This is a genomic window from Tanticharoenia sakaeratensis NBRC 103193 (assembly GCF_000963885.1).
GTDB lineage: Bacteria > Pseudomonadota > Alphaproteobacteria > Acetobacterales > Acetobacteraceae > Tanticharoenia > Tanticharoenia sakaeratensis.
Genome location: NZ_BALE01000007.1, coordinates 1 through 25400, shown reverse-complemented (window position 1 = coordinate 25400; position 25400 = coordinate 1). Strand labels below are relative to the sequence as shown.

The following is a 25400-nucleotide window of genomic DNA, read 5'->3' as shown; positions in this document are numbered from 1 at the left end:
GGATGTTCGGCAACGGGTCAATGCAGGGTAAAACGCACCGGCAAAGTCACATCCGCACTGACCGTGCCCGTATTGCGACAGGTCAGGGTCCGAGCCGCCGCCAGCGCCGCATCGTCGAGGTCGTCATAGCCGCTGCTATCCGTCACATGGGCATGCGTTACAGCGCCTCCCGGTTGGACCGTGAGGCCCACGCGCACGACCCCCTGTTCATGCAGCACGCGGGCACTTGCCGGATAGGGCGCGCTGGCGGCATCGCAGGCCGGCGCAGTCATATGTGGCGGTGCTACCGGTGTCGCTTGCGAGGTGCTTGGCGCAGTTTCGGGCATGGGATTTGCAGTGCGGTGGGTATCCGGCACGGCGGAGGATGTGCCGGGCGTACGATGCGCGGGCTGCGCAGGCTGCGCGTGGGCAGGCGCGCGCGGTGCGATGGGCAATGCGCGCAGGTGATGCCAGACCGGCGCAGGTGGCAGGTCTGGTGCGGGCTGCGGAACTGCCGGCAACGCGACCGCATCGGGTGTCGCGGGCATGACCGGCGGAGGGGGAAGTGCCTTCAGGGGAGCCGGTGGTGTTGGTTCGAACACCATCTGCACGGCGGCATCCGGCGGCACGACAGGGTGGGCTGAATGAAGCGCCAGCAGGGCCGCCAATGCCACGAGATGAAGACCGATCGCGACTTCGAGGCCGATTGCACGTGCTGTTCCGCGTTGCGCCACGGGCGCGCAGGCGAGAGGCGCCCGGGCGCCATCGGAAGCGCCTGACAAGGCGTGGTTCGGGGCGGGCAGGGCCGGGGGCATCCGCGTCATGAACGTGATGTGGAGCGGTCGCGCCGATTTGACAATCGCGCCCGTGTGATCTCTTCAACACCGCATGCGCAGGTCCGCCATGTATGCAACAGGACGATCGGCACGGGTCTCAGGCCCGCGTCTGATGCTGGTCCTGTGCGTGCTTCTGGGGCTTGTCGGGCAGCTTGCGCTGTCTGCCGGTGCTGCGCCCGGCGAGGTGCCGCGTGCGACGCTGGAGCGCCTGACCGGACTGGTTGTGACGTCGGCGGCCCCTATGGCCATGCCGGACGACGGCATGCCGGGCATGGCTATGCCCGCTGCGACCCATCATGCGCCCCAACCCGGTCATGATGCGGACCATGGGTGTTTTCTCTGCCCGCTGCTGGCGCTCGCACCGGCGATCTTTGCAAAAGCCGCTCTTCTGCCGGGCCGGTTCAGCACCGTGTCAAGCGTTGCCTATCGTCTGCCTGAAGCGCGTGCGCCGCCGGCGCGGCCCATTTCTGCCGCCTTTCCACGTGGACCGCCCCGACCGTTCTGCTGACGACGCGGCAGACGCCTCTCCCGAGGCGTCTGCTCATCCGACATTCCGTCTGACAGAGCCAGATCATGAACGACCCCGAATTCCGGGCGCGCGCATCCATGCGCATGTGCCTCGTCGCCTGCGCGGCACTCATATTTTTGCCCGTGGCGGGCCATGCCGCGCCCGCATCCACCACCGCCCTGCCTGAACTCGATATCGACGCGCAGGACACGAGCCTGCTCGACAAATCGTCTGGCGCTACCACTCTTGCGCCGGAGACGATCGTCCGACAGCGCCTGCATGGGCCCGACAGCGCAGCCCTGTTTTCACAGGTTCCGGGCGTCAGCCTGTGGAGCAACGGAGGGATTTCCTCGCTTCCGGTCATCAACGGCATGGCTGACGACCGGGTCGCGACCGTCGTTGACGGTGTACGCATTCAGGCGGCCTGCCCGAACCACATGAATCCGGCGATGTCCTATATTGCGCCGGACATGATCGAGACCGCGACTGCAATCGCGGGGATCACGCCCGTCAGCATGGGCGGCGACAGCACCGCCGGTACGATCGATGTCGAGCGCCGCGATCCGAAATTCGCCCGTCGCGGCAAGGTTCTGATCACGGGGCAGGCACGTGGTGCCTACCATTCCAACGGCAACGGCTGGGAGGGCTCCGCGAGTGCGACGACAGCCAATGACTGGCTCAGCCTGAACTACACCGCATCCTATGCCGCACGGGGCAATTATCATGCCGGCGGCGGAGAGGGCGTCGTGCGCTCGTCTGAATACAAGGCGGCATCCCATGCCGTGACATTGGGACTGCACAAGGGCGGCAATTTGCTGGCGCTGACATTCTCGCAGACCGACACGCCATATGAGGGCTTTCCCAACGCCTACATGGACATGACGGAAAATCGCTCGACCGACGTCCATGGCAAATATACCGGGGCATTCGACTGGGGCACGCTCGAGGTGCGGGGATACTGGCAGCGCGTCAATCACGTGATGAACGATCTGTCGGACAAGGGCGGGCATACGTGGAACACAGGCATGCCCATGAACGACAACAGTCGCATGGCCGGGTATTCGATCAAGGCGACGATTCCGATGGGATCATGGAACACGCTGCGATTGGGTGACGGCTTCGATCATCAGGGCCTGTCCGACTGGTGGCCGCCTCTGCCCGGCAGCATGATGATGGGACCGGGGACATTCCGGAACATCAATGACGGGCATCGCGACCGGCTCGGCAATTTTGCGGAATGGGAATCGCATCCGGCGCCGCGCGTGCGCACGCTGCTTGGTCTGCGCAGCGATGTCGTGATGATGAACACCGGGTCCGTGTCGCCTTATGCAACGTCCATGAGTGGCGGCATGACCGGGATGAGCGGCATGTCGGGCATGGCGGCGACCGAGACGGCGGCGGCGAATGCGTTCAATGCCGAAGATCACCGACATACGGACGTGAATTTCGATGTGACGGCGCTGGCCCGCTGGGATGCGACGGACCGGCTCTCGATCGAGGGCGGCTATGCGCGCAAGACGCGCTCGCCCAATCTCTTCGAACGCTACACTTGGGGACGGTCACAGATGGACAGCACGATGATCGGCTGGTTCGGCGACGGAAACGGCTATGTCGGCAACAACAACCTGACGCCCGAGATCGCAAATACCGCTTCGTTCACCGCCGATTTTCATGATCGGAAACATGAGGTGTGGGCGGTGTCGATCCAGCCGTACTACACGTATGTTCACCACTACATCAACGTGAACCGACTGCAGACATTCTCCAACGGTTTTGCCCAGCTGCAATTCGCCAATCACAATGCGCAGCTCTATGGCGTGAACGTGGGCGCGCATGCCCGGCTCTGGAATTCACCCGTCTGGGGTAAAGGGGCTGCCAGCACGAAGATCGACTGGGTGCGCGGGCAGGATCTCGTGACCCGTACCGGGCTTTATCACGAGATGCCGGCGAACGGCACCGTGGCGCTCGATGATACCCTGGGCGCGTGGTCGGCTCACGGAGAGGTCCAGCTCGTCAAACGCAAGAGCACGGTGGACGTCCTGCGCAACGAGCCGCGCACACCGGGCTATGCGCTGCTGAACCTGAGCGGGCGATATCGCTGGCGGTTCGCACTCTTCGAGCTGGGGCTGGATAATGTGTTTAACCAGCACGCCTATCTGCCGCTGGGTGGTGTTTCGCTTGGGGACTACATCGCAACCGGATCGCTGCGGCCGCTGGCGCTGATGGGACGTTCGGTCAACGCGAGCGTCACCGCGTCCTTCTGAACTGCTCTGGAAGGTTCAGGCCTCTGCCCGGAAGCCTCCCCCTAAGGCGGTCAGACCTTGGGGCGTCGAATTCAGTAACCGTTTTCAAGGGCAGTAATTTTGATCGGGAGCCGGGGCATATGCCCCGGCTCTCGTTTCAAGGGGCGCAAAGAGTCTGGCGTCGGTTCAGCGGCCGAGCTTGCGCAGCTTCGTGCCTGACATCAGGCGCTGCTCGATCGTGTCGAGCGACATGCCCTTGGTCTCCGGCACGAACAGGTATGTCAGCAGAATGAAGCCGGCGTTCAGGGCGGCAAACAGCCAGAACGTGCCGGCCGTGCCGAACGTGTTCATCAACGTGAGGAAGCTCGCGCCCACGAGCATGTTGGTGACCCAGTTGGTCAGCGTCGAGACCGACATGCCGAGATCGCGGCCCTGGAGCGGCTGGATTTCCGAGCACAGCACCCACATCAGCGGCCCGGCCGACATCGCAAATCCCGTGCAGAACAGCAGCAGCAGGAACACCGCGAACAGCTGCGAGGACGGATCGGTCATGCCGTGATGCAGCAGCAGCCCCAGCGCGAGCATGCCGAGCGACATGACGGTGAAGCCGGTATAGAGGATCGGCTTGCGGCCCCATTTGTCCACGAGCCCGACGGCGATGAACGTCGCCAGCATGTTCACGAGGCCGATGATCGCCGTGCACCACATGCGCGCAGTGGCGTCGAAATGCGCCGAGGCGAGGATGTTCGGCGCATAGTACATGATGATGTTGATGCCCGCGAGCTGCTGCATGGCCTGCAGCATCACGCCGAGTGCGAGGGAGCGTCGGAAATTGGGGTTGGTGCGGGCGAGTGCGAAGCCGTTCTGCTTGACCTCGAGCTGCGCGCGAATGGCCTTGATTTCGCGGGCGGCTTCCAGCGGGTCGTTGCGCAGCTCCAGCAGGACTTCGCGTGCCTCCTTGTGGCGGCCGCGAATGATGAGCCAGCGCGGGCTGTAGGGCAGGAACATCACGCCGACGAGGAAGAGCGCGGCCGGAATCGCAGCCACGCCGAACATCCAGCGCCAGTTGTTGCTGTAGGAAAAATACGTGTCCGACAGAAAGGCGATGAAGATCCCGACCGTCACCATGAGCTGATAGGTCGAGACCATGGCGCCGCGCGATTCCTCACTGGCAATCTCGGAGAGATAAAGCGGCGAGGTGAAGGCGGAGATGCCGATGGCGATCCCCATGACGGCGCGGAAGCCGATCATCGATGCCGTGGACCAGCTCAGCGCGCAGCCGAGCGATCCGATCACGAAGATGGAAGCGCCCAGAAACAGGGACCGCTTGCGCCCCAGCTCATAGGACAGCCAGCCGGCGCTCATGGCGCCGACGGCGGCCCCTGCCATCATCGCGCTGACGACCCATTCCTGCGCGAAGGTCGACACGTTGTACTGCTTGGCGAACGGCTCGAGCGCGCCTGCGATCACGCCGATGTCGAGACCGGACATCAACCCGGCCAGTGCTGCCAGAACGCCGATGACGATGATCTTGAACTTGGTCGCGTCAAAGCCAAGCGTCGTCTGCTCGGCATTCGTATCCGCAGGCGGCTGGTGCGGGCGGGTCTCCGCCGGGGCGGAGGCGGCATCGGTCATCGTGTTTCCGGGTCCTTGTGGTCGCTGGAAGTGATCAGAGCAGGGTCTCTGCCGGCCGCATGCTGCCGACCTCGATCCCCCGCCAGTTCGTGAGCTTCGGATACATAAACGTTTCGAGCAGGGTTTGGTCGCAATTTCGTGATGTGTCCAAGGTGCGCGCCAGCAGCGCCGCCATTGCCACTTCGGCGGCGCGGTTGCCACCATCGCGGACCTTGATCGCGATCCCGAGGCCCTGTTCCGGCAGGCTCGCCACCATCACGCCTTCGGCACCCATCTTGACGAAGGCGCGCGCACCAAGAACCTCCGTCACGATCGTGTCGAACCGCCCCGTGCCGGCTACCATGAAGGGCTCCGCAGCCACGGCCTCGCGCAGGGTCCGGCAGGCATGCGCACGATCGGGATCAAGCGCTGCCCCCGTGCCGAACCGCGCGAAGGCCTGCGCCAGACTGCGCAGAGGGATGGCGTAGGTCGGGATCGAGCAGCCGTCGATGCCGCGATTGCGGCTATCATGAGCAACGCCGGTAATGTCCGCGAGCGTTGCGGTCACCCGTCGCATGGTCGGGTGCTCGGGCGAGATATAGCCTGCGGGATCATGGCCGTCGTCGCAGGCCAGGCAGACGAGGCCCGCATGCTTGCCCGAGCAGTTGTTGTGCAGGGCACCCGGCTGGGCGCCGGATGCCGCCAATGCCCGGGCCGTCGCGGCATCCGTCGGCCAGTGTGCGCCGCACTCGAGACAGGTTTCGGCAAGGTCCAGCCGGGAGAGCATCCGGGCAGCCGTTTCGGCGTGAGCCGGTTCGCCATTATGCGACGCGCAGGCCAGCGCCAGTTCGGGCGCGGTCAGGTGCAGGCGCTCGGCGGCCCCGCCTGCTACCAGATCGATGGCCAGCAGCGCCTTGACGGTCGAGCGCGGGAAGACCGGCTGCTCCGGGTCGCCGATTGCGAGACGGACGGCACCGGTTTCGTCGGCGATGACGGCTGCGCCGGCGTGGACCGATTCGACGAGATCACCGCGCAGAACCTCGGCCAGTATTCCGTCCATGAAGTCTCCCGTTCGTCCGCCTCGCCAATTGCGGGCGCTGTGAAAATGATAAGGCCGCGCGTCGCATGACGTGGCCTTGTGCTTCAGGGCAGGGTGCTTCCAGCCAGGCCACGCCGAAGGAGGCGCGTGAGGAAACGCCGGATGACGTGCCGCCCGTCTTTCCGTCTTCGGCGCTATGGCCCGACGAACAGGTAACACGGTGCACCCAGCCGGGCGGTCCCGTCCGGGTCGTCCTGAAGCTCGGGAACCAGATAGCGGCGCACGCGAAAGCATGCCAGCGCGCTGACGGTCGCGTCGTCTTCCACGGCGCGGCGCAGGGCCTCCGCGACCGCGCCGCGTTCAAAAAGAATGGGCGGGTCCAGAGTGTCGGGCAGCAATCCTGACGTTCCGAGACCCGCGTCCCGGTCGGCCAGGACGTAAAGGAAGGCGTCGCGACTCTTGACGGGTTCGGCTGCAAGGCGCGGCAGCTCAACGAGAGGGACGGGCGCCACGGCGATCGGGGCTGGAGCCTCCGGCTCGGGGTCATGGCCATCCGTTCGCTGGCTCGCTTCGCCGGGAAGGGCAATCGCTTCAGGCTCATCCGAACGGACGATGGGCGCGGGCATTTCGAAGAGGTCTGGCTGGGGCGCGGGAGCGGATGTCGGGCGCAGGGTACGGCCTGTCCTGCCGCGCGCCTGACGTGGCACGGTACCGGGGCCTGCCCGATCGCTGTCCCCCTGATCACTGCGATCAGGGGGCAGAAGATGGGCAGGGAAAAGATCGGGGCGCCGCCGCCTGGACATCGGATCGGCTGCGATCAGCCTACGCGCGGCGCGACGGCGCGCAGTTTCGATCCGGCGTCTTCAGGCATCGTGCGACAGGCTGCGCAGATCCCTTCGATCTCGATCGTGGACTGTTCCACGGCGAACCCGGCCCGGGCGGCGGCATCGGAGAGGGCTTCCCCGATCCGGCGGTCTTCCAGTTCCTGGGTCGCGCCGCAACGCTTGCAGATCAGGAACTGCGCACGATGGCCGCAATGTCCGCCGTGATCGCATTCGAGCATGTGGCCGCAGCCGACGAAGGCCGCCAGACGCTCGATACGATGGATCAGGCCTTGGTCGGCCAGGAAATCGAGCGCGCGATAGACTGTGGGCGGAGCGGCGCCCCGGTGCTGGTCACGCAGACGGTCAAGGAGATCATAGGCACCGACGGGCGTGCTGCTTTGCAGGATCAGGCCAAGAACGAGACGGCGGATATCGGTCAGCCGGGTGCGTCGATCGGCGCAGAACTGCTCTGCCCGGTCGAGCAGGATTTCGATCGCCGGATCGAACGGGTGCGGCGCCGTCTCCGTCACATGCTCTTCCACTATGCAAAACTCCTCTTGCCCGGCCTGAATTGGGGATTATACCGCGCACAGACAATGTTATAATATAACCGACCAGAGTATGATGCCCGCCCTGCCTTCTTTTCTTTTACGCGTTGTGCGTCACGCAATGGTGGCCGGTCTGCTGGCAGCAGTTTGCCCGACAGGTCATGCATCCGCGGCACCTGTCCGGGTTGTGTGCGCGGAGCATGTCTGGTGTGCGATCGCAGCCGAGATCGGAGGCGCGGATGTCACGACGACCTCGATTCTGACGTCGCCTGCCGTCGATCCCCATGATTTCGCACCGTCGCCCGGCGTGGCCCGTGCGTTCGCCGCAGCGGACGTGATCGTGCTGAACGCAGGCGGCTTCGACCGATGGGCGGACGGGCTGGTGCCGGAGGGAGCCGGCGTGATCCGCGTGGCTGACCTTCCGGGAATGGCGCATGGAGAGACGCATCTCTTTTATGACCCTGAAGCCGCATCGGCGTTTGGCATGGCGTTCGCCAGACGCTTGCAGGACCTGCGGCCGGCCGATCGGGACGGGATTGCACTGCGGGCCCGCATCTTTGCGGATCAGGTTGCCACAGTCCGGACTTCGATCGCGCGCGCACGACCGCAGACGGCCGGCGTTGCGGTGGCATCGCTCGAGCCGGTCGGCGCTCCGCTTCTGCATGCTCTCGGATTCCGGGAAGTGGCTGCGGACTACGCACGGGCCGTGATGAACGGGACCGAACCGCCTCCCGTGCAGGCGGCAGCATTGGAAGATGAGATCGCATCGCGGACCGTGCGCGTCCTGGTCATGAACGCGGCCTTCGACGACCCGACCGCGCGCCGCTATGCCGATGCGGCGCGGACCCATGGCGTGGCTGTCGTGTCGCTGTCCGAGGCGCTGCCCGAAGGCAAGGACTGGACGCAGTGGATGAAAGCGTCGATTGCTGCCCTGCAATCGGCCGCGTCGGCGGTGGTGCCGTGAGCGCATACGCCGTCGAGGCACACGATCTGAGCCTTGCTTATGGACGCCGGGTGATCATGCCGTCGTCCACGTTTGCTTTGAAGACCGGGAGCGTCACCGTGCTGCTCGGGCGCAATGGGATCGGCAAGACCACGTTGCTGCGGGCGATTCAAGGAATCGTGCGGCCTTCGGGCGGCACGTTGTCGGTTCTCGGTACCACGCCTGCCAAGGCTCGCGCGCGGATCGGCGCCATGGCGCAGCGTCGCGATATCGCGGCACCACAGCTTCGGGCGTTCGACGTGATCGCCGCCGCCTGGCATGGCGCGTGTTTCGGTCTGCCGATCCTGAGTGCGCAGGCACGCGACGCAGTCGATCGCGCGGTGGCGCTCGCCGGTGCCCAATCGCTTGTTTCCAGGCCCTACGGCACACTATCGGGCGGGCAGCGCCAGCGGGTCGGCCTCGCGCAGGCGCTGCTGGGACGGCCCGAACTGCTGTTGCTGGATGAGCCGCTGGCCGGGCTCGATCCGGCGGCGCGGCGGACCGTGCTGGATGCGGTCCTTGCCGTTCGGGAAGAGCTCGGGCTGACGGTGCTTTTGTGCGCACACGAGCCGGACATGATCCTGCCGCGCTGTGATCATGCGTTGGCGTTATCGGATGAGGGCGCGCGGCTCTATGATGCGGGCGCACTCACGCCTGCCCGCCGACACGCGCTCTATGGCCGTGGATAGGGTCGGGCGCAGCTGATGCTTCATTACGAGTTCATGCGCCACGCGTTCGCGGCATCCGCGCTGGTGGCCGTCCTCGCCGGGCCGGTCGGCTGGTTCCTGGTATTGCGTGGGCAGGCTTTTGCAGGCCACGCCCTTTCGCATGTCGGTTTTGCGGGGGCTGCGGCGGCGCTGTGGCTCGGCATGCCGCCGCTGGCAGGCATGATCATCGCGGCCCTGCTCGGCGGGGTGGCGATGGGGCAGGAGGGGCGCCATGCGCCGCTGTTCGGTTCGCGGGACACGATGATCGGTCTGGTGCTGGCCGCATCACTGGGCCTGGGGCTCTTCTGCCTTCAGCGGGTGAACGCGCCTGGAGGGGCCACGACAGCGCTGCTGTTTGGCGATGTGCTGGGCGTTGACGACCGGACGCTGTGGGCGCTCGGCGCCATCACCGTCGTGTCGCTCACGGTTCTAGCCGTCATTTGCCGACCGCTGCTGTTTGCGAGCCTGGACCGGGATGCGGCGCAAGCGGCCGGCGTGCCGGTTTCCGGGATCGCCATGATGTTCATGGGCGTGACGGCACTGGGCGTCGCGGCCTGTACCGAAGTGACCGGCGTGCTGCTGACCTTCAGCCTGCTGGTCGGTCCGGCCGCCTGTCTGCTGCGTCTTGGCGCATCGCCGATGGTGGGGCTCACAGGGTCGGTCGCACTGGCGCTCGGCCTTGCCTGGGGTGGACTTGCAGCATCGTGGTGGACCGATGCGCCGGTCGCTTTCTGGATCGGGATGGGGAGCGTCGCCTGCTACGGGATGGCGATCGGGATCACTTCCAGGCGTAGTAGGTGGTAAGCGCAATCCAGGCGATCAGCACGATGTGCGCCAGCACGATCCCACGCCAGCCGAGCGACGACTTGATCAGCATGGCCCGATCTTCGGGCGGCGGCTCGGATTCAAGGGCCATGGCGCGGGTGTCGATCCATCTGCTGTGGTTGCGAGGCAAAGTCTAGCCGATCGCCGGTGCAGCGCCTACGTCCAAACCGTCTTGACCGCGACGTCGTTGCGCAAGAGGCACGGGTTTGGGAAAAGGTTGAAGAACCCGCCCGCCCGTCGAGAGTTATGCCGTCATGCAGAATCAGGCCGAAAATCACAACACAGCAGCTTCGCACGACGCCCCGACGTCAGGTGGGCATTACGATCAACCTATTGAAGTCTCACCCTATGCGCGGCGGACGCTGGCGCTTGCCGCAGGCGTCGCCGCAGTCTGTGGCGGGCTGTACGGTTATGATACCGGCATTATTTCGGGAACGCTCCAACTGATCGCCGAGGATTTTCACCTCGGTAGCACGGCGCAGGAGCTCGTGACGTCCGCGATCCTGCTCGGTGCGATGGCGGGCGCGGTGCTCACAGGGCAGCTGTCCGAGAAATACGGCCGGCGTGCATCGCTGTGCATCGTATCCGGCGGGTTCGTGATCGGCGCGCTGGCCTGCGCGTTTTCGCCCGGTGTCGTTTCGCTGATCATCGCGCGCGTGTTTCTGGGTTTTGCCGTGGGCGGCTCCACGCAGGTCGTTCCCATGTATATCTCCGAGCTCGCCCCGCAGGAAAAGCGCGGCAGTCTGGTGACGCTGTTCAACGTCGCGATCGGTATCGGCATTCTTCTGGCCAACATCATCGGTTTTGCGGCCCGTGAGGCCTGGGGATGGCGGCCGATGGTCGGGCTGGCGGCAGGGCCCGCCTTCCTCGTGTTCTGCTCGAGCTTCTTTCTGCCAAAGAGCCCGCGCTGGACTGCGGAAAACGAAGGTATCCGCGTGGCTGTCGCCCAGTTGTCACGCATTCGCACATCGCGGCGGCAGGTGCGCAAGGAACTGCAGGATATCCGCGAGAATGCCGAGAACGTGAACCCGCGCAATCGCGGCTGGAAGGGCCTGATGCGTCCGTGGGTGCGGCCCGCCCTGGTGGCCGCTTTGGGAGTTGCCTTCTTCACGCAGTGCGGCGGCCTGGAGATGATGATCTATTACGCGCCGACCTTCCTGCGCGACGCGGGCTTCGGGTCGAATTCCGCATTGCTCGCCAGCCTCGGCGTGGCGGCCGTCTACTGCATCATGACACTGACGGGGTCGCTGATCGTCGATCGCGTGGGGCGTCGTCGCCTGATGCTCATCATGGAACCGGGTGCGGCCCTGAGCCTTGTCGGCCTCGGCATCACATTCGCCGTTCATCCCGCGCCTGGGTCGATCGGGTCGTATCTGGTAGTCGTGTTCCTTCTGGCATTCATGGCTTTCAACTCAGGCGGCATCCAGGTCTGCGGCTGGCTGCTGGGCGCCGAGATGTTCCCGCTGTCGATGCGCGGTCAGGCGACGTCCCTGCACGCCGCGACACTCTGGGGAGCCGACCTTCTGGTGACAGGCACTGCACTGACACTGGTGCAGCTCATCACGCTCGGAGGCACGATGTGGTTCTATGCCGGGGTCAACCTGGCGGCCGTGCTGTTCGTGTTCTTTCTTGTTCCCGAGACCTCGGGTGCGTCTCTCGAGGATATCGAACTGGCGCTTCACGAGGGCAGGTTCCGCCCGACGCGGGAAAACAAGCAGATCTCCGTCGACGAAGCTGCGTGAGCAAGGCTTCTTCCCGGAACAAAGGCCGGCGGAGTATCTCTGCCGGCCTTTTTGCGTTTCTGGATAACAGCCTCGATACGCCCGCCGACCGCAATACGGCAAGGCAGCTTGCGGATATCCGGATCATGATCTGGGAAGCGTGGTGCCGACACTCGGAATTGAACCGAGGACCTACTGATTACGAAACAGCCCAGACTGTCGTGCAGAGAGACGCATAGACGCGCAAGAAGACGAAAAAACGGCAGTCTTCCGGGACTCCTATGGGATGGCCTTGCGCAAAGAGACGCAGCAAACTGCATGGGTTACGGATTCATAGGAGTCCGGAAAGAGTCCGGGAATCGGGCGGCATGGAGTGCGGCTTATGAGCGAATGTCGGGAACACATAAATGTAGGTGTTCTATGTGTTCTAGGTGTTCCACACATAGTAATATATTGTCTTTCTTGTGTTTTCTCCTCTCAGGGCGGGAACACCTTCGAGTTTGAAAGGTGTTCCAAGGTGTTCCGGGTGTTCCCGTGAGGCTCGGAAAGCGGGAAATCGACGCCTTGGTCTGCCCGCCGGGGAAGCGGGACGCGATGTTCATGGACGACGAACTGAAGGGCTTCGGTGTCCGCGTGAACGCCTCCGGGTCGAAGATCTTTTTGTTTCAGTACAAGCTCATCGGCCGCGTCAGGCGCCTAACGCTAGGAGCCTACGGCGAATTGACGCCTGCAGCGGCCCGCAAACTTGCCGAGGTCGCGCGCGGAGACGTTCTGGCGGGCCGCGACCCTGCTGGAGAACGCCAGTCGGCGCGCGAGCAGGCGGCGGCCAAGGTCGAAGCACGCCGGAAAGCGGCGGAACTCGATGCTCTGACACTCGACGGCCTCATCGAGCGTTGGCTTGCCGGACCGTTGAAACACGCTAGCGTTGCCCATAGACGGGATACGAGTGGCACGATCAGGCGGCATTTCGCGCGAGCCCTGACGAAACCGGCCCATGAGCTCGACGCGGCGCTGATCCAGCTCCGCTTGGACGAGATCGACCGCGATCACCCTACAACGGCGCGACGGCTGCGAACCTACGGTCGTGCCATGTTCGTATGGGCCGTGAACCGTCGCCTCCTGACGGTTAATCCTTTCGCGGAGGTGGTGATCGATAGCCGAGAGGCGTCACGCGATAGGGTGCTGCAGGATGCTGAGCTTGGCGCAATCTGGCGGGCGGCCAGCGGCATGGCCTACCCGTTCGGTCCCTACTTTCGGCTTCTGATCCTGACCTTGCAACGGCGAGCTGAGGTGCTGGGGATGCGCTGGGCGGAGTTGTCGACCGATGGTGCGACATGGACGCTGCCGCCAGAGCGGTCGAAGAACGGGCAAGCACATATCGTTCACTTGGCTCCAGAAGCCCGCGCGATCCTCGCTAGCATGCCGCGTTGGCATGATCCGGAGACTGGAGCGCCTTCGCCGCTCGTTTTCACGACAACGGGGCGCACCGTCGTTTCCGGCGTGCAGAAGGCCATGGAGAGGCTGCGGAGGCTCTCGGCTGATGAAGCGGCCGAAGGTGGCGTGCAGCCGCCCTCAGCTTCAAAAAAAAGAGGGCTTCGTTCGACCGAAGAAAGGCGGCAGTGTCTAAATAACGCGGGAAAGAAAGCTGACGCCCTGCCGGCGTCCGAATGGCGGCTGCATGATTTCCGCCGAACGGGCGTCACAATGCTGGCAAAGCTAAAGGTGCCCCCGCATGTCGCTGATCTGATCCTCAGCCACAAGCCAAGGGCGCTTGGCGCCGTTGCGATGATCTACCAGCGTCACCAGTTCGAGGCGGAGCGGGCCGAGGCGCTGGAGCTCTGGGCGCGGCAGGTGTTGGCAGTCGGGAACGTACGGGTAGGCGGCAATGTCGTAGCGATCGGTAAGAAAAATTGATTAACGGTCGTTAACCCCCGTTGCGGTTATTTCGTTTAAATAGGAGATGTCCTACGTGACGCAGGGAGGTGCCGCATGACAATGGCTGTTGTGAAACAGATCGAGCCCGGCTTTCTGAATGATGCCGATCGGACAGCTGCAACCGAAGCTGGTCGCGCGCTGGCGCGCTTCAGTGGGCGTGGCTGCGTGCGCGTTGAGGCCTATGCTGATTCGGACGAGCGCCAGACTTTTGTTTTGCCCGCACAGGCGGTGACGCTGTTGACGGATATCCTCGCGTATCTCGCAGAAGGGCGGGCGGTATCCGTCATTCCGCGCGGTGCAGCTCTGACCACGCAACAGGCGGCGGACATGCTCAATGTATCCCGGCCCTACCTTGTGGGGCTGCTGGAGAAGCAAGTGCTACCGTTCGAGCGGGTAGGCACTCATCGGCGCGTCGCCTTTGGTGATCTGATGGCTTACATGCATCGTCGGGACGCGGCGGCGGACGAGGTCATGAACGAGTTGGCAGCAGAGGCGCAAGAACTGGCCATGGATTACTAAATGGCCTTCACGGCGGTTCTGGACGCCTGTGTCCTCTATCCGGCGCCGCTGCGTGATCTGCTGATGCAACTGGCGCGTACGCGGCTGTATCGTGCCCGTTGGACCGAAGCCATCCATGACGAATGGACGCGCAATGTCGCCCAAAAGCGGCCTGACCTCGTGGACAGGCTGGCGCGTACACGAGCTTTGATGAACGAGGCGATCGAGGATTGCCTCGTCGTTGGCTACGAGGCGCTGATTTCGGGCCTGACGCTGCCAGATCCTGACGATCGCCATGTCTTGGCGGCGGCCATCGTTGCGCGCGCCGATGTAATCGTGACGTTGAACCTAAAGGATTTTCCGGCATCGGCTGTCAGCCCGTTCGGGATCGAAGTGCAGCACCCAGACGTGTTTATCCGTCATGCGCTTGACCTCGATCCAGCCATCGCGCTCGGCGCCGTGCGGGCTGTCCGTGGTCGCCTGCAAAAGCCCCCTGCATCACCGCAAGACATGCTCGACACTTTGGCACGTCAAGGACTGGCGGAAACCGTCGCCTTCCTGCGGGACTGGAAAGAGCTCTTCTGACTGGTCGTGTAGTAGCACCAACCGACTTATTTTCCCTGCTGCCGAATGGCGCATGAACTTTGGCAATCCAATTTGATTGACACGGAGGTTGGGATAGCGAAAGCCTCGCGTTGCTTCCTCTCGTCTCTTTGTCGCGCGTTCACCTAACGCGCTAAGACTGCTCTCGGAGATTCTCCCTGAATCACGTCCTCAACATTATGGGGCTCGGTGCCTACCCGATCCCTGTTGCTGCGCGTCTATTGCAGTTGCCGCCGGGGAAAGTGCGCCAGTGGGTTTTCGGTCGTGGGGCCGATGCCGTTCTAACGCCGGATCTCCGGGCGCAGGATGGGCAGGACGCGTTGAGCTTCGTTAATCTTATCGAAATGCGCTTTCTTGCAGAGTTGCGCGGCCAGCGGGTCTCTCTTCAGGCCATCAGAACCATGCTAGATAAGGCGCGGCAAAAGCTCGGAACCGAGCATCCATTCGCCTGCGAGCAATTCCACACAGATGGCAAGACGATTTGGCTCGAAACCCGTGACGTTACCCACGATCGGGGGCTGATCGACCTGATGAGCGGCAACGGAGCGATGTTCGAGGTCTTGGAGGGCAGCTTCCGAAAGTCTCTCAAGTTCGGCGACGCGGACGGGCTCGTCAAATCATGGCGCCCTAGCGCCGACGAGCCCAGAGTCGTTATTGATCCTACGCGGCGGTTTGGTCGGCCGATCGATGGCGAGACCGGGGTGCCCACCGAGATCCTCTCCGAGGCGCTGTGGACGGCTCAAGGTGACGTGGCGCGTGTGGCCAAGGACTGGGAAGTCCCGGAAAATGCGGTGAGGGAAGCGGCTGCCTTCGAACTCCGCTACGGCAAGCGCATGGCCGCGTGAGGTTTGTCTTCGATGAGAATCATCCCCCTCTCATAGCACGCTGCCTGAGGCCGTTTGCCGAATACTCCGGTCATCAGGTGACATCGGTTCGTGACTTGGAGCTCGAAGGGACGAAGGACGTCAATCTTTTTCGCATATTGGCTGATCAATCGCTTTTAACCGTGCTGGTCACCGCTGACAGGGCGATGGCGCGGCGTCGGCACGAGATCGAAGCGATCCGGGATACAGGTGCCATCGCGCTTATCTGCGCAAAAGGCTGGAATCAGGAGCGCGACACTCTCAATCGGGCTCGCATGATGATGTGGTGGTGGCCAACGATACTGGAGAGCGCCGGAAAGGCGAAGCCCGGCACGTTTTTGGCGCTTCCGTGGACAAAAAGCGAGGCAGCTCTTCAACGGTGGCTCGCCCGATAGAGCGCACTACAGCGCCAGCATCAGATGCTGAGAAACGACGACTCAGGAACGTGGCGTACCGGTTCTTTCGCTACACGCCCGCGTGCCGCCGCTTACGCGGCAAACTCCGGCAGCTGCTGGTGGTGCAGGAGATAAACGCCCGTCGTGCTCGCCAACTGGCGCGCCTGCGGGGTAAACTCGGCGTTTGTCACCACGATCGCGGCGTCCGCGCCCTGGTGCTGTTTGGCGGTGTAGGCCTCCTGCACCGCCTTGTTGCCGACCGGGCTGCTGTAGAGCTTGCACTGCACCACGATCTTCATGCCATTGCGGATCGCGATCACGTCCGCGCCCTGATCGCCGCTGGCCTGTGTCACTCGGGCGTCCCATCCGGCCTGTTCCAGCAGGAGGGCGCAGTGCCGCTCGTAGTCGATCGGGTCCATGCGCGGGTCGAAAACGCGCGGGTCGCTCATATAGCGCGGCGGAATCGCGGTGCCGGTCCTCGACCTTGAGGCGACTTCCTCGACGCGCTGATAGGTGTGCTGCGACAGCAGCGGCCACTGGTCGCCATAACCGGCAGCGCTGAGGATCGTCACGAGCCGCGACGAACAGAAATACTCGATCTCCTTATGCCATTTCACGAGATTGACGGTGCCGTAATGGTCGGGCGTGGCGAGCTGGATCCGGCGGACCTGCAATGCGCTGGCCTGGCTCTCGATCTCGGTGTCGATCACCTGCCAAGCGTGCTGGAGGCGCTGCTCGCGGGCTCGTCTACGGACCCACCAGACCGCGATGATGGCCGCGAAGATCAGAACGATCACCAGTGCTGCGGTGCCCCCGCTGTCGCTTGTCGGTGTGCCGGTTGTCGATCGCGGCGTCGTGTTCGGCGCGTCCGGCGATGGTGCAGGGGTATGCGTGCTGCTCTGTGTGGTGTCCGGGTCGGCTAGGCGTGGCTTCTGCCAGCCCTCCGGGAGGATGTGGCTGATATCCGACGTGCTGGTCGCTGTGTCACCCGCGATGGGTGGGGCGGGGGAAAGCGCGCCGGCGGCGGGATTATCTAGCGTGTCGGCAGGCGGCGGAACGGCCACCGCGGCGGGCAGAGATGGCGCGCCCGTGACGACCTGCGCGGGCAGGAAGGAGAGCGGTGGCATGCCGACGCGAGGGGGATCACGGCGTAGAAGCAGCATGCCGCCCTGACTGGTGATCGCTTCCCACTTCTCGCTCGGTGACACCATGAAGCAGCGGCCGTCCGAGATAACGAAACGAACCCAGCCGGAATCATTCTGACGCGGGTCCGCATGGTTCGCGAGGGCGCGCGTGGCGCGTGGGTTCACGCAGGCATAGGCTGGCGCTGCCGGATGGTAGATGTCCTGAGCATTTGCAGGCACCGGAAGGGTTGCAGCAAGCACAGGCACAAACGCTGTTACTATGAGCGCTTTTGCGGAGATCGCGCGTTGCCGAATGCTTGAGCGCGTCTCAGCTTTCATCGGTCTTGTCTTTCCAGGTATGAATGAGAAAGGAGGCCATTGTGCCTGCCAGATTTACGGCAAGCTCGGCGTGTCGCGGTTTTGGTTTGACCGGACGACGTCCCTGCCCATGCGCATCGCCGACCTTGTTGCGAATTGCGCCCAGACCATTCACGACCGACTGACAGTTGCCGAGAATAGTTCGGAAAACCTCTTCCTGGTGCTGATGGGGAGCGAGGTTCAAGACTGCCGCTGCCTGCGCCCAAAGCGCACCTGCGTCAGCCTTGTTATTGTAGGGTGCGCCTGCATCATCCAGGATGTGCTTGCATACCGTCTCAAGAAGCGAGCGGGCGGCCGTGATGGCCCCAGCAGGGTCGGCGTTCCGGCGATCGAGAGCTTTCTGCCAAGCAGCTCCCACGTTCTCGGGATCAAATGTTTTTAGGCTCTGGGTAATAGGCTCTACGCCTGGTGAGCGTTCATTGCCTTCAAGATGGTCGAGCGCCGGACGCATTGAGTTCCGGATGAACTGTCGTCTCTCCTGATAGGTCGCGAATTTTGGTTGGATGAATTCCCAGAACTGGTCCGGGTCACGAGCCTTTCTGATGTAATCGGGCAGATGCGTAGACAATTCAGGCGCTGCCAGTAATTCATGCCGGAGACGTTTAAAGGTCTCTGAGTGCGGTCGCTCCTTGCCAGTGGCTATATTGAGCAGGCCGCGCTGAAATTTTTCCAGTTTGTCTGCAAGTGAGCGTTCGTCTTGAGTGTCGTCGTCCCACATCATTCGCGCGGTAACCTGACGCCGGCGCCACCACCGTTCGCAGGCACGAAGACGATGCCAGCACCTTCAAGCGCCGTACGGATCGCGGAAAGTGTTCGTGGACGCAGCGTTTCGCCTTTCTCCAGCCGAACGATAGTTTCCGGCGAGACGCCAGCCGCGCTCGCAAGCTCACGCACCCCGAGTTCCAATGCTGCTCGCGCCATACGACATTGGGCCGCGATCATTTCCGAACCATGTACAGATTTCCCATTGCGTATAGCGTATCGATCCTTATCCTAACCACGTTCGGTTTTTGTGAGCAATGCACCGGTCACAGGCTCGCAACAACGGTAATGGGGTGTTTCACATGGGAAGTCCTCAGTAAAAACGCTCAGACCGATCCAATAGAGGCTTCAGGATCACACCATGGGAAAGCTTACAGCGGTGGGCGTGCAAGCCCAGACGAAGTCCGGCCGGCATGGTGACGGAGACGGACTGCATCTGCATGTGCGGCCAGACGGGCGCAAGGTGTGGGTGCTGCGTTTCATGATGAACAAGCGTAGCCGCGACATGGGCCTTGGGGCGTATCCCACAGTAAGTCTTAAGCAGGCTCGGCAGGCGACCGTCGAGGCGCGAGCGCTGATTCGGCAGGGGATCGACCCAATTGAAGCCCGTAAGAGATCCGTCGTCTCGGAAGACCGGACCTTCCGGGCGGCGGCCGAGGTTTTTCTGGCCGATCGGGTGCTTGGCTGGAAGAATGATAAGCATGCTTGGCAATGGCGCCAGACCCTCGAGAAACATGCCTATTCGATCCTCGGGCAGGTCGATGTCCGCGCGGTGACATCGGACATGGTGCTTGATGTGCTCCGACCGATTTGGGGCAAGACACCCGAGACGGCATCGCGCCTGCGCGGTCGTATCGAAGCCATCCTTGACAGTGCCCGGGCGCGTGGCTGGCGATCGGGAGAGAACCCGGCGCGGTGGCATGGTCAGCTTGCATTTCGGTTGCCTGCACCCACCCGGGTCAGGATGGTCGAGCATCAACCTTCGCTGGCCTGGGAACGGATGCCCGCGTTCATGGCGGCGTTGGCGCCCCGGACCGGCTTTGCTCCTCGCGCCCTTGCCTTTGTCATCTTGACCGCCGCGCGGTCAGGGGAAGTGCGCGGCATGACCTGGGGCGAAGTAGATCCCAAGGCTCGGACCTGGATTTTACCGGCGTCGCGCACGAAGATGCGGCGCTATCATCGCGTTCCACTATCTGCTCAAGCTATCGCCGTCCTGGACAGCGTGCGGCCGGATGTCATGGATCCGAAGGCGCTTGTATTCCCGGGAGACAGGGGAACAGGGCTTAGCGAAATGACGATGACGCACCTGATCCGCCGATTGAACGGCGACAGAACCGGCGAGGCCCCGCGCTGGCTGGATCATCTGACCGGCCGGCCGATTGTGCCCCATGGGTTCCGCTCGACCTTTCGGGACTGGGCGTCGGAGGCCACGTCCTATCCGCGAGAGGTCGCGGAAGCGGCACTGGCACATGTGAAAAGCAGCAAGGTAGAAGCGGCCTATGCCCGATCCGATCTGCTCGAGCGACGGCGCCCGATGATGGAAGAGTGGGGTGCATGGTGCCTTTCGGCATCGGCCGTCGCCGCGCCGACACGGTCGGTCTTCGATCCGCGTGCATATGCCGGGTGCGGTGATCCTTTCACCAGCGTGCTGATGTAACGCGCGCTATCTCGCACTCTCCTGAAAAATGAGGTGCGTCACAGGAGCTATCTGGCACTTAAACCGTCTGCTGCGACAACTGCCAGATGGCATCAATCGCGTCCCATTCCGGCCCAAAGAGGAAAGTGCACGTCCGGGGGCCGGAAGCACCGTGGCGATTGACCAACGGATATCCCATTGTTCGGCAGTGGGGTGATCTGAAACGTATCGCGACGGCCTGCGGCGGTCTTTCAGTTCAAACTGTCAGCGAATGGAAGCGGGTGCCGAGGCGCCGCGTAGCGGCTGTAGCGGCAGCACTCGGGGTGCCTCCGGGGGTTCTGCGGCCTGACTTGCATCTGTCCCTGATTGCCGAAGGCGAGCCTTCCACACTCCTCGAGCTTTTGCTCGCATGGCGCATGGTCTGCGCCGCTCGTCGAACCCTGCAAGAGGTCGAGAAACCTTTTCGCGTAGCTCGTGATCATGAGGCTGAGGCCAAGCGCGCTTTGAAAAAGGCACGAAGGCGCTATTATCGAGACAAGGCTAAATGGGAACCGCGTTGGCTCGAAATGCAGCAAGAAGAAATTGCAACGCTGCGGGGCCGGGTTCAGGACGTCCTTTACTTTCGCAATGCTGCCCGCAAGGCATTTTCCGATCGTCGTCGGTGGCTCGTCCAGACAGGCATACCATTGTCGTTTCTAAACAATGTCTCGTCGAATCAGACGTTGTGAGAAGCTGACAATCCGAGGTCAGGCTGTCGGTTCGCTCGGCTTAATCGGATGCCGGAGGCGAACGCCTGGACCGCCGCCATTCTGCGGGATGAACTCTATGCCGGCATGTTCGAGAGATGTGCGGATCGCGTCGATCGTACGCTCACGTGGTGTCGAGCTGCCATCTTCGAAGCGGACAAGGGTGCTCTTGGTTACACCGCTTGCCGCTACCAGTTGATCGCGGTTCCAGCCGAGTAGGCCTCGCGCTGCTCTGACCTGCGACGACAAAACGCTATCCACAGTATTATTTCCGCTTGCTTCTAATGGGCGAGAGTGACACTCTCCGTAGCGTTTCGCAAGAACGAAACGGCTGGTGAGGGTGCTACCAACACCGCAAACCAGCCTAACCACAGCCGAGAGGAACCTCGGATATGGCTGTAGAAGCCCTTATCATGCCCGGCGCGGACCGGGCAAAGAACGATGCTGCGCGTCTCATACCGGAGATCGGGTCCGGCATGCTGGGGGCATTGCTCTTCTGTCTCTCACTTATCTTCCTCGCCCATCCATCTGGCCTTGCGATAAAGCACGGGCGTCACTTGGCCGGCATGGAGCGGCATGTTGCGCATACGGGCCGCGTGTCGAGGTCGATCCGATGACCGACATGCATTCATTCGGCGACGGCTCAGCACCGGGCGCTCATGCCGCCGCGATCGCCGCGCTTTCGGCGCTGGTCCGCGAAGCAGTCCGCGACGGCCATGTTCGCTCGTTCGATGATCGGGCCAGCGGCGCGATACCGCGCGATGGCCAGCTTGCCGCGCTGTGCGCTGAGCTTGGTTTGATCGAGCGATCACGGGCGCGTCTGTTGTCGGGCCTCCCTGTCGCGGCTGGCCCGCTGGCGGATTTGTTGATCCAGCGCCGGGCGGTCATCGAAGCTATCTGCGAGACGCCCGCCCGGACCGTGGCGGGCATCAGGGTCAAGGCACGCGCTGTCCGCCGGATCCTTGGTGACGGCGTGTTGTCAAAATCCATGCGTGACGCGGCGACGCGATCGCTGCTGACCGACATGGAGGGGGCGGTATTATGATTGCTACCGACATTCAATCGCCGAAATCGGACAATGCCGTCTCGAACGACGCCGCGCTGAAACAGGCATGTCTCGAATTTATCGCCGTCATCAGGGCGCGCGACGCGATCGAAGACACGCAGTCCCGACAGTGGAAGGTGTTGCATCGGCATGCCGACGAACTGCTGCGCGATATCGTCCGGCTCGAAGCGACAACCGATGCGGGTCGGGCCGCGCAAATGGAAGCCTTGCGGGCGATCCAGCGTCCAGGCTCTGATTTCGAGACGCTGATCGAGACCGCCGAGGACTGGTTCGGGCAGTTATCCGCCGCTGTGCTTCGGGATCTGGGCCCCGATCGCCGCGCAAAGCCCCGTCTGTGCTCTCTGGCATCAGGGGTTGAGGCAGGACATCCGGACGCGGCGCTGATCGATGCCTGTGCAGCGTATTTCACGGCCTGGCGGGCCTCGGAGGATCACCCGGGCCGAACCGTAGTGAATACGACGCCGGAAATCGATCAGGCCCTCAACGCCGCGCTGGACGCCATAGCGGCCTGTGCTGCCCGGGTCGCTGCTATGCCAGCGCGCACGTCGGCCGGGCTACAAGCTAAGGCCCGTGTGACGATGCGCGAGCTGGATCAGAGTGAGTGGCCGATTGCCAATGACGAGCCGCCGTCGGCGTTGTCGCCGGATGTCGAAGGGCGAGAGCATCTGGTGTGGTCTGTGTGCGTCGATGTGCTTGCGTCCCAACCCGATGGGGCCGAGGTGACAGGGGTTGGGCGGCTGCGCCAGGGCGATCGTGTGCTATCAGTCGCCGCGGGCGATGCGATGCATGACGCGACGCAATCCATCTCCCACGTGGCCTGTCTGTTGCATTGGGCGGGGCTTGGCCAGCAGGAACGCGTCCCGGATGTGTTGCATACTTCCGGCGCAAGCGATTTCGCCGGGGCGGTCATATGGGCGGCCGACGAGATCAGACGCCGATGCGCGGCTATCGATGAGGCCATGCCATGAGCGTCGATCTGACCCGGAGCGGCAAGGATTACACGAATGGTCCGGTCGCGGTCGAGCGCATCTACTTGGCGGCGGTCGTGTGGCTGAGCGTTGAGCGAGTGCTCTGGAACGATGAGCACCGCTATCGGGTATGCGCGGATTTTGACGACGATACCTGGGCGGACCTTACGGCGCCGAGACCGGTCGAAACCGCCCGGCAGATCGCGCACCGGCTTTCGGCGATCCATGACAAGCCCGTGCTCGATCGCTGGCGGGTGGCATCGTGATGGCCGCCGTGCTGCTGCCGGGTGCGCCATCGATCGCGCCTCGCGTCATGCAGGAGGCGAGGCTAACGCAGGCTTGCTCGGCCACTTTCCTGAGACTGGCTGAAGTGTCGAAAGATGGCGCTCTGTACTTGCAGGGAACGGCCGCGCGATCCATGCTCAGTCCCGGCGCGGCTAGGTTTGGCCACCGAATGCCGGGACCCCACGACTGGCCCGCCGCGCCGCACCTGTTCATGCGTGGGGGCTGCCGACGTGGGGCGGGTATGGACGATGACGACACGCCGTGCTCGCCGGAGCTGGCGGCGTTGCAGAACAAGGGCAAAGTGAGTTGGCTTTCTGTCAACGATGCCGCCTTGGCTTTCGGCCCTGTTGCGGAGGCCGAAGAGGTTCTTCACCTTGTTGCGCAGGGCGCAGATGTAGTTCGATCCATAATATGTTTCCCGCTTTCCTCTCCCCAGCAGCGCTTGCGGGATCTCGACGTCGAGATCCAACAAAAGCTGTTGGAAAAGCTAAAAGCTGGAACCTTAGTTGCGCGGGGATTTGAGAATGGCGCGAGTGCCTTCGATGAGCCGCGATTGGTTCCAGAACGCTTCTGGAAAGCCGCATCCCTTTATCCAACGGACAATAGTGCCGAAACCTTCGATGGGCGGAAAATTGTCGGTCTTGAAATCGCATTTTCTGCAATCGCCGTAGAGGACGCGCCTGTTGGCCGAGAGGCCGAATTAAATGATTCTTCGTTGCAGAAGAAAACCGGTTCTAGAATAGGCCGCCCTCCGTCATTAGCCAATATTTATGCCACGTCCAAAGCACGAGAATGGCTGCTCGACAATGGCGAGGACCTGAAGAGTGAGACGGGCAAACAATCGGAATGTGAGGGCTACGTAGCAGCGGCCCTTACGGCGCATAAAGAGGATCTCAGTCTTAGCGAAAGCTCGATCCGAGAAATTGTAAAAGCCGAAGCGCGAAAAATCGCCGCCGAGAAGAAGGCCGGTAAGGCCGGAAATTGAATTGCTGGCCTTATCGGCCGACTTCACCGCGTCCTCTCTGCACCTTCCCGCATATGGTAGCACGCATCCCGCAGCTGCCGATGCGGATACGGACATATGATTGTGGAACAGATAAGCGTGGGTAGCGATGCTCGATTGATGGGGGGGCATCATCGACTGGTCGTCTCGGAAGCCGAGGCGGCGTCGATGCTCAACATGGCGCGGCGCACATTGCAGGGTAAGCGACTCGACGGTTCGGGACCGCCGTTCGTCCAACTTTCCGATCGCCGGATCGGCTACGCGATGGACGCGTTGCAGGACTGGATCAGAAGCCGGTCGGTCCGCTCTACCAGCAATGCAACCGTGCGGCGCATCGGAGAGGCGCGATGAACGCGCTGCCGTCATGCGAGAGCCTTGCGCTTCGTGGGCTGGATGCTGTGGGCGCGTTCAGAGGTTCGCTCCTCGGTCGCGCGGTTATGGTAATGCACGATCTGCTGGCAGATCCAGCGGCCATGCCCGATCAGGTTTTGAGGCTCCGTCAGGTCCCGCCATCGATGCACGCTTTTGATCTTAACCTTCTGTGGTTGTGGTCAGATCCTGTTGGAGTATTCCTCAACGCTGTAGCGGCGTTCGACGCCCCTCGCAAAGCGGCAGAGAGCGGTCTGTCGAACGAGTATCTTGCAGCCTTATCGTATGTGTCCCGCCGGACGATGGTGCAGGCTCTAGACGCGCTGCGTGCCGCTTTCCGTGAGCCTCCGGACCCGACAACTATCGAGAGAGTCAGTCGGGTTATTTTGGCCGATCTAGTGCCCTCAAGGTATGGAATTTCGCATGATCTGGCAACACTCAGATCAGAAAAGCTGCCTTGCAGCCTAGATCTATGGCTCGAAGAGCTCGGCTGGACGGAGCTGGATGCCGAGGCGCGTCGGCGCGACCGAGCGGTGCGGGATCTGGTCGCTGGTAAAACTGGATCAACTTGGAGCGCGGTCCAGCGCGAGGCGCGGAGGGTCGCGGCATGAGCATCAATCGTCGTGTGTCGGAGCCCCCTTACCCTGTGCTTTCGATGCTTCTGCCAGGGTGTGAACGCAGCGCGCTTAGAGCACTGGCGGCCGATGGTGACATTCTTTGGTATCGTGGTGACGAACCGGAAGTCACTGATCAGGATCATTTTGACGGCCTTATACAGGACGTTGTGCTAATTTTGGACGAGCGGCGATCTCTCGATCTCGACTTGAATCGGTTCTGGGTGCGTCCGGACCGTGTCGAGTTCAAAGTTATCATTAAATGGCTTGATTTGTTTCGACCTCTTCTAGAGCCGTTCCACGTTAATCCGGTTCATATCCTGCTGCTT

Annotated in this window: 30 protein-coding genes; 21 read left to right on the top strand and 9 right to left on the bottom strand. The window is 62.9% G+C overall.

Annotated elements, in window-relative coordinates; genetic code table 11:
- Positions 1-17: 17 nt before the first annotated feature.
- Complete coding sequence (locus B8446_RS02535; protein WP_084712012.1) at positions 18-803, bottom strand: TonB family protein; 786 nt, start codon at positions 801-803, stop codon at positions 18-20.
- A 64-nt stretch (positions 804-867) separates the two neighbouring features.
- Here B8446_RS02535 and B8446_RS02530 point away from each other — a divergent pair, with 64 nt between their 5' ends.
- Positions 868-1323 (top strand): hypothetical protein, encoded by a 456-nt coding sequence (locus B8446_RS02530; RefSeq protein ID WP_148505816.1) that lies wholly within the window; start codon positions 868-870, stop codon positions 1321-1323.
- Between the two features lie 98 nt (positions 1324-1421).
- Positions 1422-3587 (top strand): TonB-dependent receptor plug domain-containing protein, encoded by a 2166-nt coding sequence (locus B8446_RS02525; RefSeq protein WP_148505818.1) that lies wholly within the window; start codon positions 1422-1424, stop codon positions 3585-3587.
- 165 nt (positions 3588-3752) lie between these two features.
- On the opposite strand, the gene B8446_RS02520 is transcribed toward B8446_RS02525, so the two are convergent.
- From B8446_RS02520 to B8446_RS02505, 4 genes are all read right to left on the bottom strand, one after another.
- Entirely contained in the window at positions 3753-5201 is a 1449-nt protein-coding gene (locus tag B8446_RS02520) for a sugar porter family MFS transporter (protein ID WP_048846911.1), read from the bottom strand.
- Positions 5202-5235: 34 nt separating this feature from the next.
- Entirely contained in the window at positions 5236-6240 is a 1005-nt protein-coding gene (locus B8446_RS02515; protein ID WP_048846908.1) for an asparaginase, read from the bottom strand.
- Between the two features lie 173 nt (positions 6241-6413).
- On the bottom strand, positions 6414-6845 hold the full coding sequence (locus tag B8446_RS02510; protein ID WP_048846906.1) for a hypothetical protein: 432 nt from the start codon (positions 6843-6845) through the stop codon (positions 6414-6416).
- Between the two features lie 191 nt (positions 6846-7036).
- On the bottom strand, positions 7037-7573 hold the full coding sequence (locus B8446_RS02505; RefSeq protein ID WP_048846904.1) for a Fur family transcriptional regulator: 537 nt from the start codon (positions 7571-7573) through the stop codon (positions 7037-7039).
- Positions 7574-7712: 139 nt separating this feature from the next.
- Between B8446_RS02505 and B8446_RS02500 the strand changes: the two genes are divergently transcribed.
- Genes B8446_RS02500 through B8446_RS02490 form a run of 3 tightly spaced genes read left to right on the top strand, consistent with a single transcriptional unit; the run spans position 7713 to position 10084 of the window.
- Positions 7713-8555 carry a metal ABC transporter solute-binding protein, Zn/Mn family gene (locus B8446_RS02500; RefSeq protein ID WP_158507513.1) on the top strand — a complete coding sequence of 281 codons (843 nt, stop codon included), beginning with the start codon at positions 7713-7715 and terminating at the stop codon, positions 8553-8555.
- The gene (locus B8446_RS02495; RefSeq protein ID WP_148505815.1) at positions 8552-9262 is read left to right on the top strand and encodes an ATP-binding cassette domain-containing protein; all 711 of its coding nucleotides are present in this window, start codon (positions 8552-8554) and stop codon (positions 9260-9262) included. The genes B8446_RS02500 and B8446_RS02495 overlap by 4 nt, the downstream gene beginning before the upstream one ends.
- A 15-nt stretch (positions 9263-9277) precedes the next feature.
- Positions 9278-10084 (top strand): metal ABC transporter permease, encoded by an 807-nt coding sequence (locus B8446_RS02490; protein ID WP_048846899.1) that lies wholly within the window; start codon positions 9278-9280, stop codon positions 10082-10084.
- Here the strand turns inward: B8446_RS02490 and B8446_RS16200 are convergent.
- Positions 10059-10196 (bottom strand): hypothetical protein, encoded by a 138-nt coding sequence (locus B8446_RS16200; RefSeq protein WP_158507512.1) that lies wholly within the window; start codon positions 10194-10196, stop codon positions 10059-10061. The genes B8446_RS02490 and B8446_RS16200 overlap by 26 nt on opposite strands.
- Before the next feature lie 163 nt (positions 10197-10359).
- Between B8446_RS16200 and B8446_RS02485 the strand changes: the two genes are divergently transcribed.
- The 6 genes from B8446_RS02485 to B8446_RS02460 all read left to right on the top strand — a co-directional run bounded on the left by B8446_RS02485 (position 10360) and on the right by B8446_RS02460 (position 16120).
- Positions 10360-11847 carry a sugar porter family MFS transporter gene (locus B8446_RS02485; RefSeq protein WP_084712010.1) on the top strand — a complete coding sequence of 496 codons (1488 nt, stop codon included), beginning with the start codon at positions 10360-10362 and terminating at the stop codon, positions 11845-11847.
- A gap of 579 nt (positions 11848-12426) precedes the next feature.
- On the top strand, positions 12427-13740 hold the full coding sequence (locus B8446_RS02480; RefSeq protein ID WP_373277122.1) for a tyrosine-type recombinase/integrase: 1314 nt from the start codon (positions 12427-12429) through the stop codon (positions 13738-13740).
- Positions 13741-13815: 75 nt separating this feature from the next.
- On the top strand, positions 13816-14280 hold the full coding sequence (locus B8446_RS02475) for an excisionase family DNA-binding protein (protein ID WP_084712008.1): 465 nt from the start codon (positions 13816-13818) through the stop codon (positions 14278-14280).
- On the top strand, positions 14281-14844 hold the full coding sequence (locus tag B8446_RS02470; protein ID WP_048846897.1) for a PIN domain-containing protein: 564 nt from the start codon (positions 14281-14283) through the stop codon (positions 14842-14844). It begins immediately after the preceding gene.
- A 338-nt stretch (positions 14845-15182) separates the two neighbouring features.
- Entirely contained in the window at positions 15183-15707 is a 525-nt protein-coding gene (locus B8446_RS02465; protein ID WP_241767595.1) for a DUF433 domain-containing protein, read from the top strand.
- A complete protein-coding gene (locus B8446_RS02460) occupies positions 15704-16120 on the top strand; it encodes a PIN-like domain-containing protein (protein WP_048846893.1) in 417 nt (138 codons plus the stop codon). The genes B8446_RS02465 and B8446_RS02460 overlap by 4 nt, the downstream gene beginning before the upstream one ends.
- A gap of 92 nt (positions 16121-16212) precedes the next feature.
- Here the strand turns inward: B8446_RS02460 and B8446_RS02455 are convergent, their stop codons facing one another.
- The 3 genes from B8446_RS02455 to B8446_RS02445 form a co-directional block, all read right to left on the bottom strand.
- Positions 16213-17484: a restriction endonuclease gene (locus B8446_RS02455; protein ID WP_241767594.1), complete on the bottom strand. Its 1272-nt coding sequence runs from the start codon at positions 17482-17484 to the stop codon at positions 16213-16215.
- An 88-nt stretch (positions 17485-17572) separates the two neighbouring features.
- A complete protein-coding gene (locus B8446_RS02450; protein WP_084712007.1) occupies positions 17573-18343 on the bottom strand; it encodes an abortive infection family protein in 771 nt (256 codons plus the stop codon).
- On the bottom strand, positions 18340-18543 hold the full coding sequence (locus B8446_RS02445) for a helix-turn-helix domain-containing protein (RefSeq protein ID WP_048846887.1): 204 nt from the start codon (positions 18541-18543) through the stop codon (positions 18340-18342). The genes B8446_RS02450 and B8446_RS02445 overlap by 4 nt, the downstream gene beginning before the upstream one ends.
- A gap of 202 nt (positions 18544-18745) precedes the next feature.
- On the opposite strand from B8446_RS02445, the gene B8446_RS02440 reads away from it, so the two are divergent.
- The 10 genes from B8446_RS02440 to B8446_RS02390 all read left to right on the top strand — a co-directional run.
- Positions 18746-20041 (top strand): tyrosine-type recombinase/integrase, encoded by a 1296-nt coding sequence (locus tag B8446_RS02440; RefSeq protein ID WP_048846885.1) that lies wholly within the window; start codon positions 18746-18748, stop codon positions 20039-20041.
- 158 nt (positions 20042-20199) lie between these two features.
- Complete coding sequence (locus B8446_RS15965) at positions 20200-20748, top strand: hypothetical protein (RefSeq protein ID WP_148505814.1); 549 nt, start codon at positions 20200-20202, stop codon at positions 20746-20748.
- A gap of 48 nt (positions 20749-20796) precedes the next feature.
- On the top strand, positions 20797-20985 hold the full coding sequence (locus B8446_RS16510; protein ID WP_048846882.1) for a hypothetical protein: 189 nt from the start codon (positions 20797-20799) through the stop codon (positions 20983-20985).
- Between the two features lie 394 nt (positions 20986-21379).
- Entirely contained in the window at positions 21380-21811 is a 432-nt protein-coding gene (locus tag B8446_RS02420; protein WP_048846878.1) for a hypothetical protein, read from the top strand.
- Complete coding sequence (locus tag B8446_RS02415) at positions 21808-22800, top strand: hypothetical protein (protein WP_048846876.1); 993 nt, start codon at positions 21808-21810, stop codon at positions 22798-22800. The genes B8446_RS02420 and B8446_RS02415 overlap by 4 nt, the downstream gene beginning before the upstream one ends.
- Complete coding sequence (locus B8446_RS02410; protein WP_048846875.1) at positions 22797-23066, top strand: hypothetical protein; 270 nt, start codon at positions 22797-22799, stop codon at positions 23064-23066. Before B8446_RS02415 ends, B8446_RS02410 begins: the two co-directional genes overlap by 4 nt.
- A gap of 260 nt (positions 23067-23326) precedes the next feature.
- Complete coding sequence (locus tag B8446_RS02405; RefSeq protein ID WP_148505813.1) at positions 23327-24070, top strand: hypothetical protein; 744 nt, start codon at positions 23327-23329, stop codon at positions 24068-24070.
- Positions 24071-24166: 96 nt separating this feature from the next.
- Positions 24167-24439, top strand: coding sequence for a helix-turn-helix transcriptional regulator (locus B8446_RS02400; protein ID WP_048846870.1), 273 nt, complete (start codon positions 24167-24169; stop codon positions 24437-24439).
- Positions 24436-25068, top strand: coding sequence for a hypothetical protein (locus B8446_RS02395; protein WP_048846868.1), 633 nt, complete (start codon positions 24436-24438; stop codon positions 25066-25068). Before B8446_RS02400 ends, B8446_RS02395 begins: the two co-directional genes overlap by 4 nt.
- Positions 25065-25400 (top strand): hypothetical protein (locus B8446_RS02390; RefSeq protein ID WP_048846866.1); only part of this gene is annotated, 336 nt, incomplete at its 3' end. The genes B8446_RS02395 and B8446_RS02390, both read left to right, overlap by 4 nt.

Bases quoted from the DNA above. Each gene is read 5' to 3' on its own strand.
- B8446_RS02535 (WP_084712012.1), bottom strand. From the start codon at position 803: ATGACGCGGATGCCCCCGGCCCTGCCCGCCCCGAACCACGCCTTGTCA.
- B8446_RS02530 (WP_148505816.1), top strand. From the start codon at position 868: ATGCGCAGGTCCGCCATGTATGCAACAGGACGATCGGCACGGGTCTCA.
- B8446_RS02475 (WP_084712008.1), top strand. From the start codon at position 13,816: ATGACAATGGCTGTTGTGAAACAGATCGAGCCCGGCTTTCTGAATGAT.
- B8446_RS02470 (WP_048846897.1), top strand. From the start codon at position 14,281: ATGGCCTTCACGGCGGTTCTGGACGCCTGTGTCCTCTATCCGGCGCCG.
- B8446_RS16510 (WP_048846882.1), top strand. From the start codon at position 20,797: ATGCCGGAGGCGAACGCCTGGACCGCCGCCATTCTGCGGGATGAACTC.
- B8446_RS02490 (WP_048846899.1), top strand. From the start codon at position 9,278: ATGCTTCATTACGAGTTCATGCGCCACGCGTTCGCGGCATCCGCGCTG.
- B8446_RS02485 (WP_084712010.1), top strand. From the start codon at position 10,360: ATGCAGAATCAGGCCGAAAATCACAACACAGCAGCTTCGCACGACGCC.
- B8446_RS02420 (WP_048846878.1), top strand. From the start codon at position 21,380: ATGACCGACATGCATTCATTCGGCGACGGCTCAGCACCGGGCGCTCAT.
- B8446_RS02410 (WP_048846875.1), top strand. From the start codon at position 22,797: ATGAGCGTCGATCTGACCCGGAGCGGCAAGGATTACACGAATGGTCCG.
- B8446_RS02515 (WP_048846908.1), bottom strand. From the start codon at position 6,240: ATGGACGGAATACTGGCCGAGGTTCTGCGCGGTGATCTCGTCGAATCG.
- B8446_RS02445 (WP_048846887.1), bottom strand. From the start codon at position 18,543: ATGGCGCGAGCAGCATTGGAACTCGGGGTGCGTGAGCTTGCGAGCGCG.
- B8446_RS02400 (WP_048846870.1), top strand. From the start codon at position 24,167: ATGATTGTGGAACAGATAAGCGTGGGTAGCGATGCTCGATTGATGGGG.
- B8446_RS02450 (WP_084712007.1), bottom strand. From the start codon at position 18,343: ATGATGTGGGACGACGACACTCAAGACGAACGCTCACTTGCAGACAAA.
- B8446_RS02500 (WP_158507513.1), top strand. From the start codon at position 7,713: ATGGTGGCCGGTCTGCTGGCAGCAGTTTGCCCGACAGGTCATGCATCC.
- B8446_RS02480 (WP_373277122.1), top strand. From the start codon at position 12,427: ATGGACGACGAACTGAAGGGCTTCGGTGTCCGCGTGAACGCCTCCGGG.
- B8446_RS02415 (WP_048846876.1), top strand. From the start codon at position 21,808: ATGATTGCTACCGACATTCAATCGCCGAAATCGGACAATGCCGTCTCG.
- B8446_RS02510 (WP_048846906.1), bottom strand. From the start codon at position 6,845: ATGCCCGCGCCCATCGTCCGTTCGGATGAGCCTGAAGCGATTGCCCTT.
- B8446_RS02520 (WP_048846911.1), bottom strand. From the start codon at position 5,201: ATGACCGATGCCGCCTCCGCCCCGGCGGAGACCCGCCCGCACCAGCCG.
- B8446_RS02395 (WP_048846868.1), top strand. From the start codon at position 24,436: ATGAACGCGCTGCCGTCATGCGAGAGCCTTGCGCTTCGTGGGCTGGAT.
- B8446_RS16200 (WP_158507512.1), bottom strand. From the start codon at position 10,196: ATGGCCCTTGAATCCGAGCCGCCGCCCGAAGATCGGGCCATGCTGATC.
- B8446_RS02525 (WP_148505818.1), top strand. From the start codon at position 1,422: ATGCGCATGTGCCTCGTCGCCTGCGCGGCACTCATATTTTTGCCCGTG.
- B8446_RS02440 (WP_048846885.1), top strand. From the start codon at position 18,746: ATGGGAAAGCTTACAGCGGTGGGCGTGCAAGCCCAGACGAAGTCCGGC.
- B8446_RS02405 (WP_148505813.1), top strand. From the start codon at position 23,327: ATGGACGATGACGACACGCCGTGCTCGCCGGAGCTGGCGGCGTTGCAG.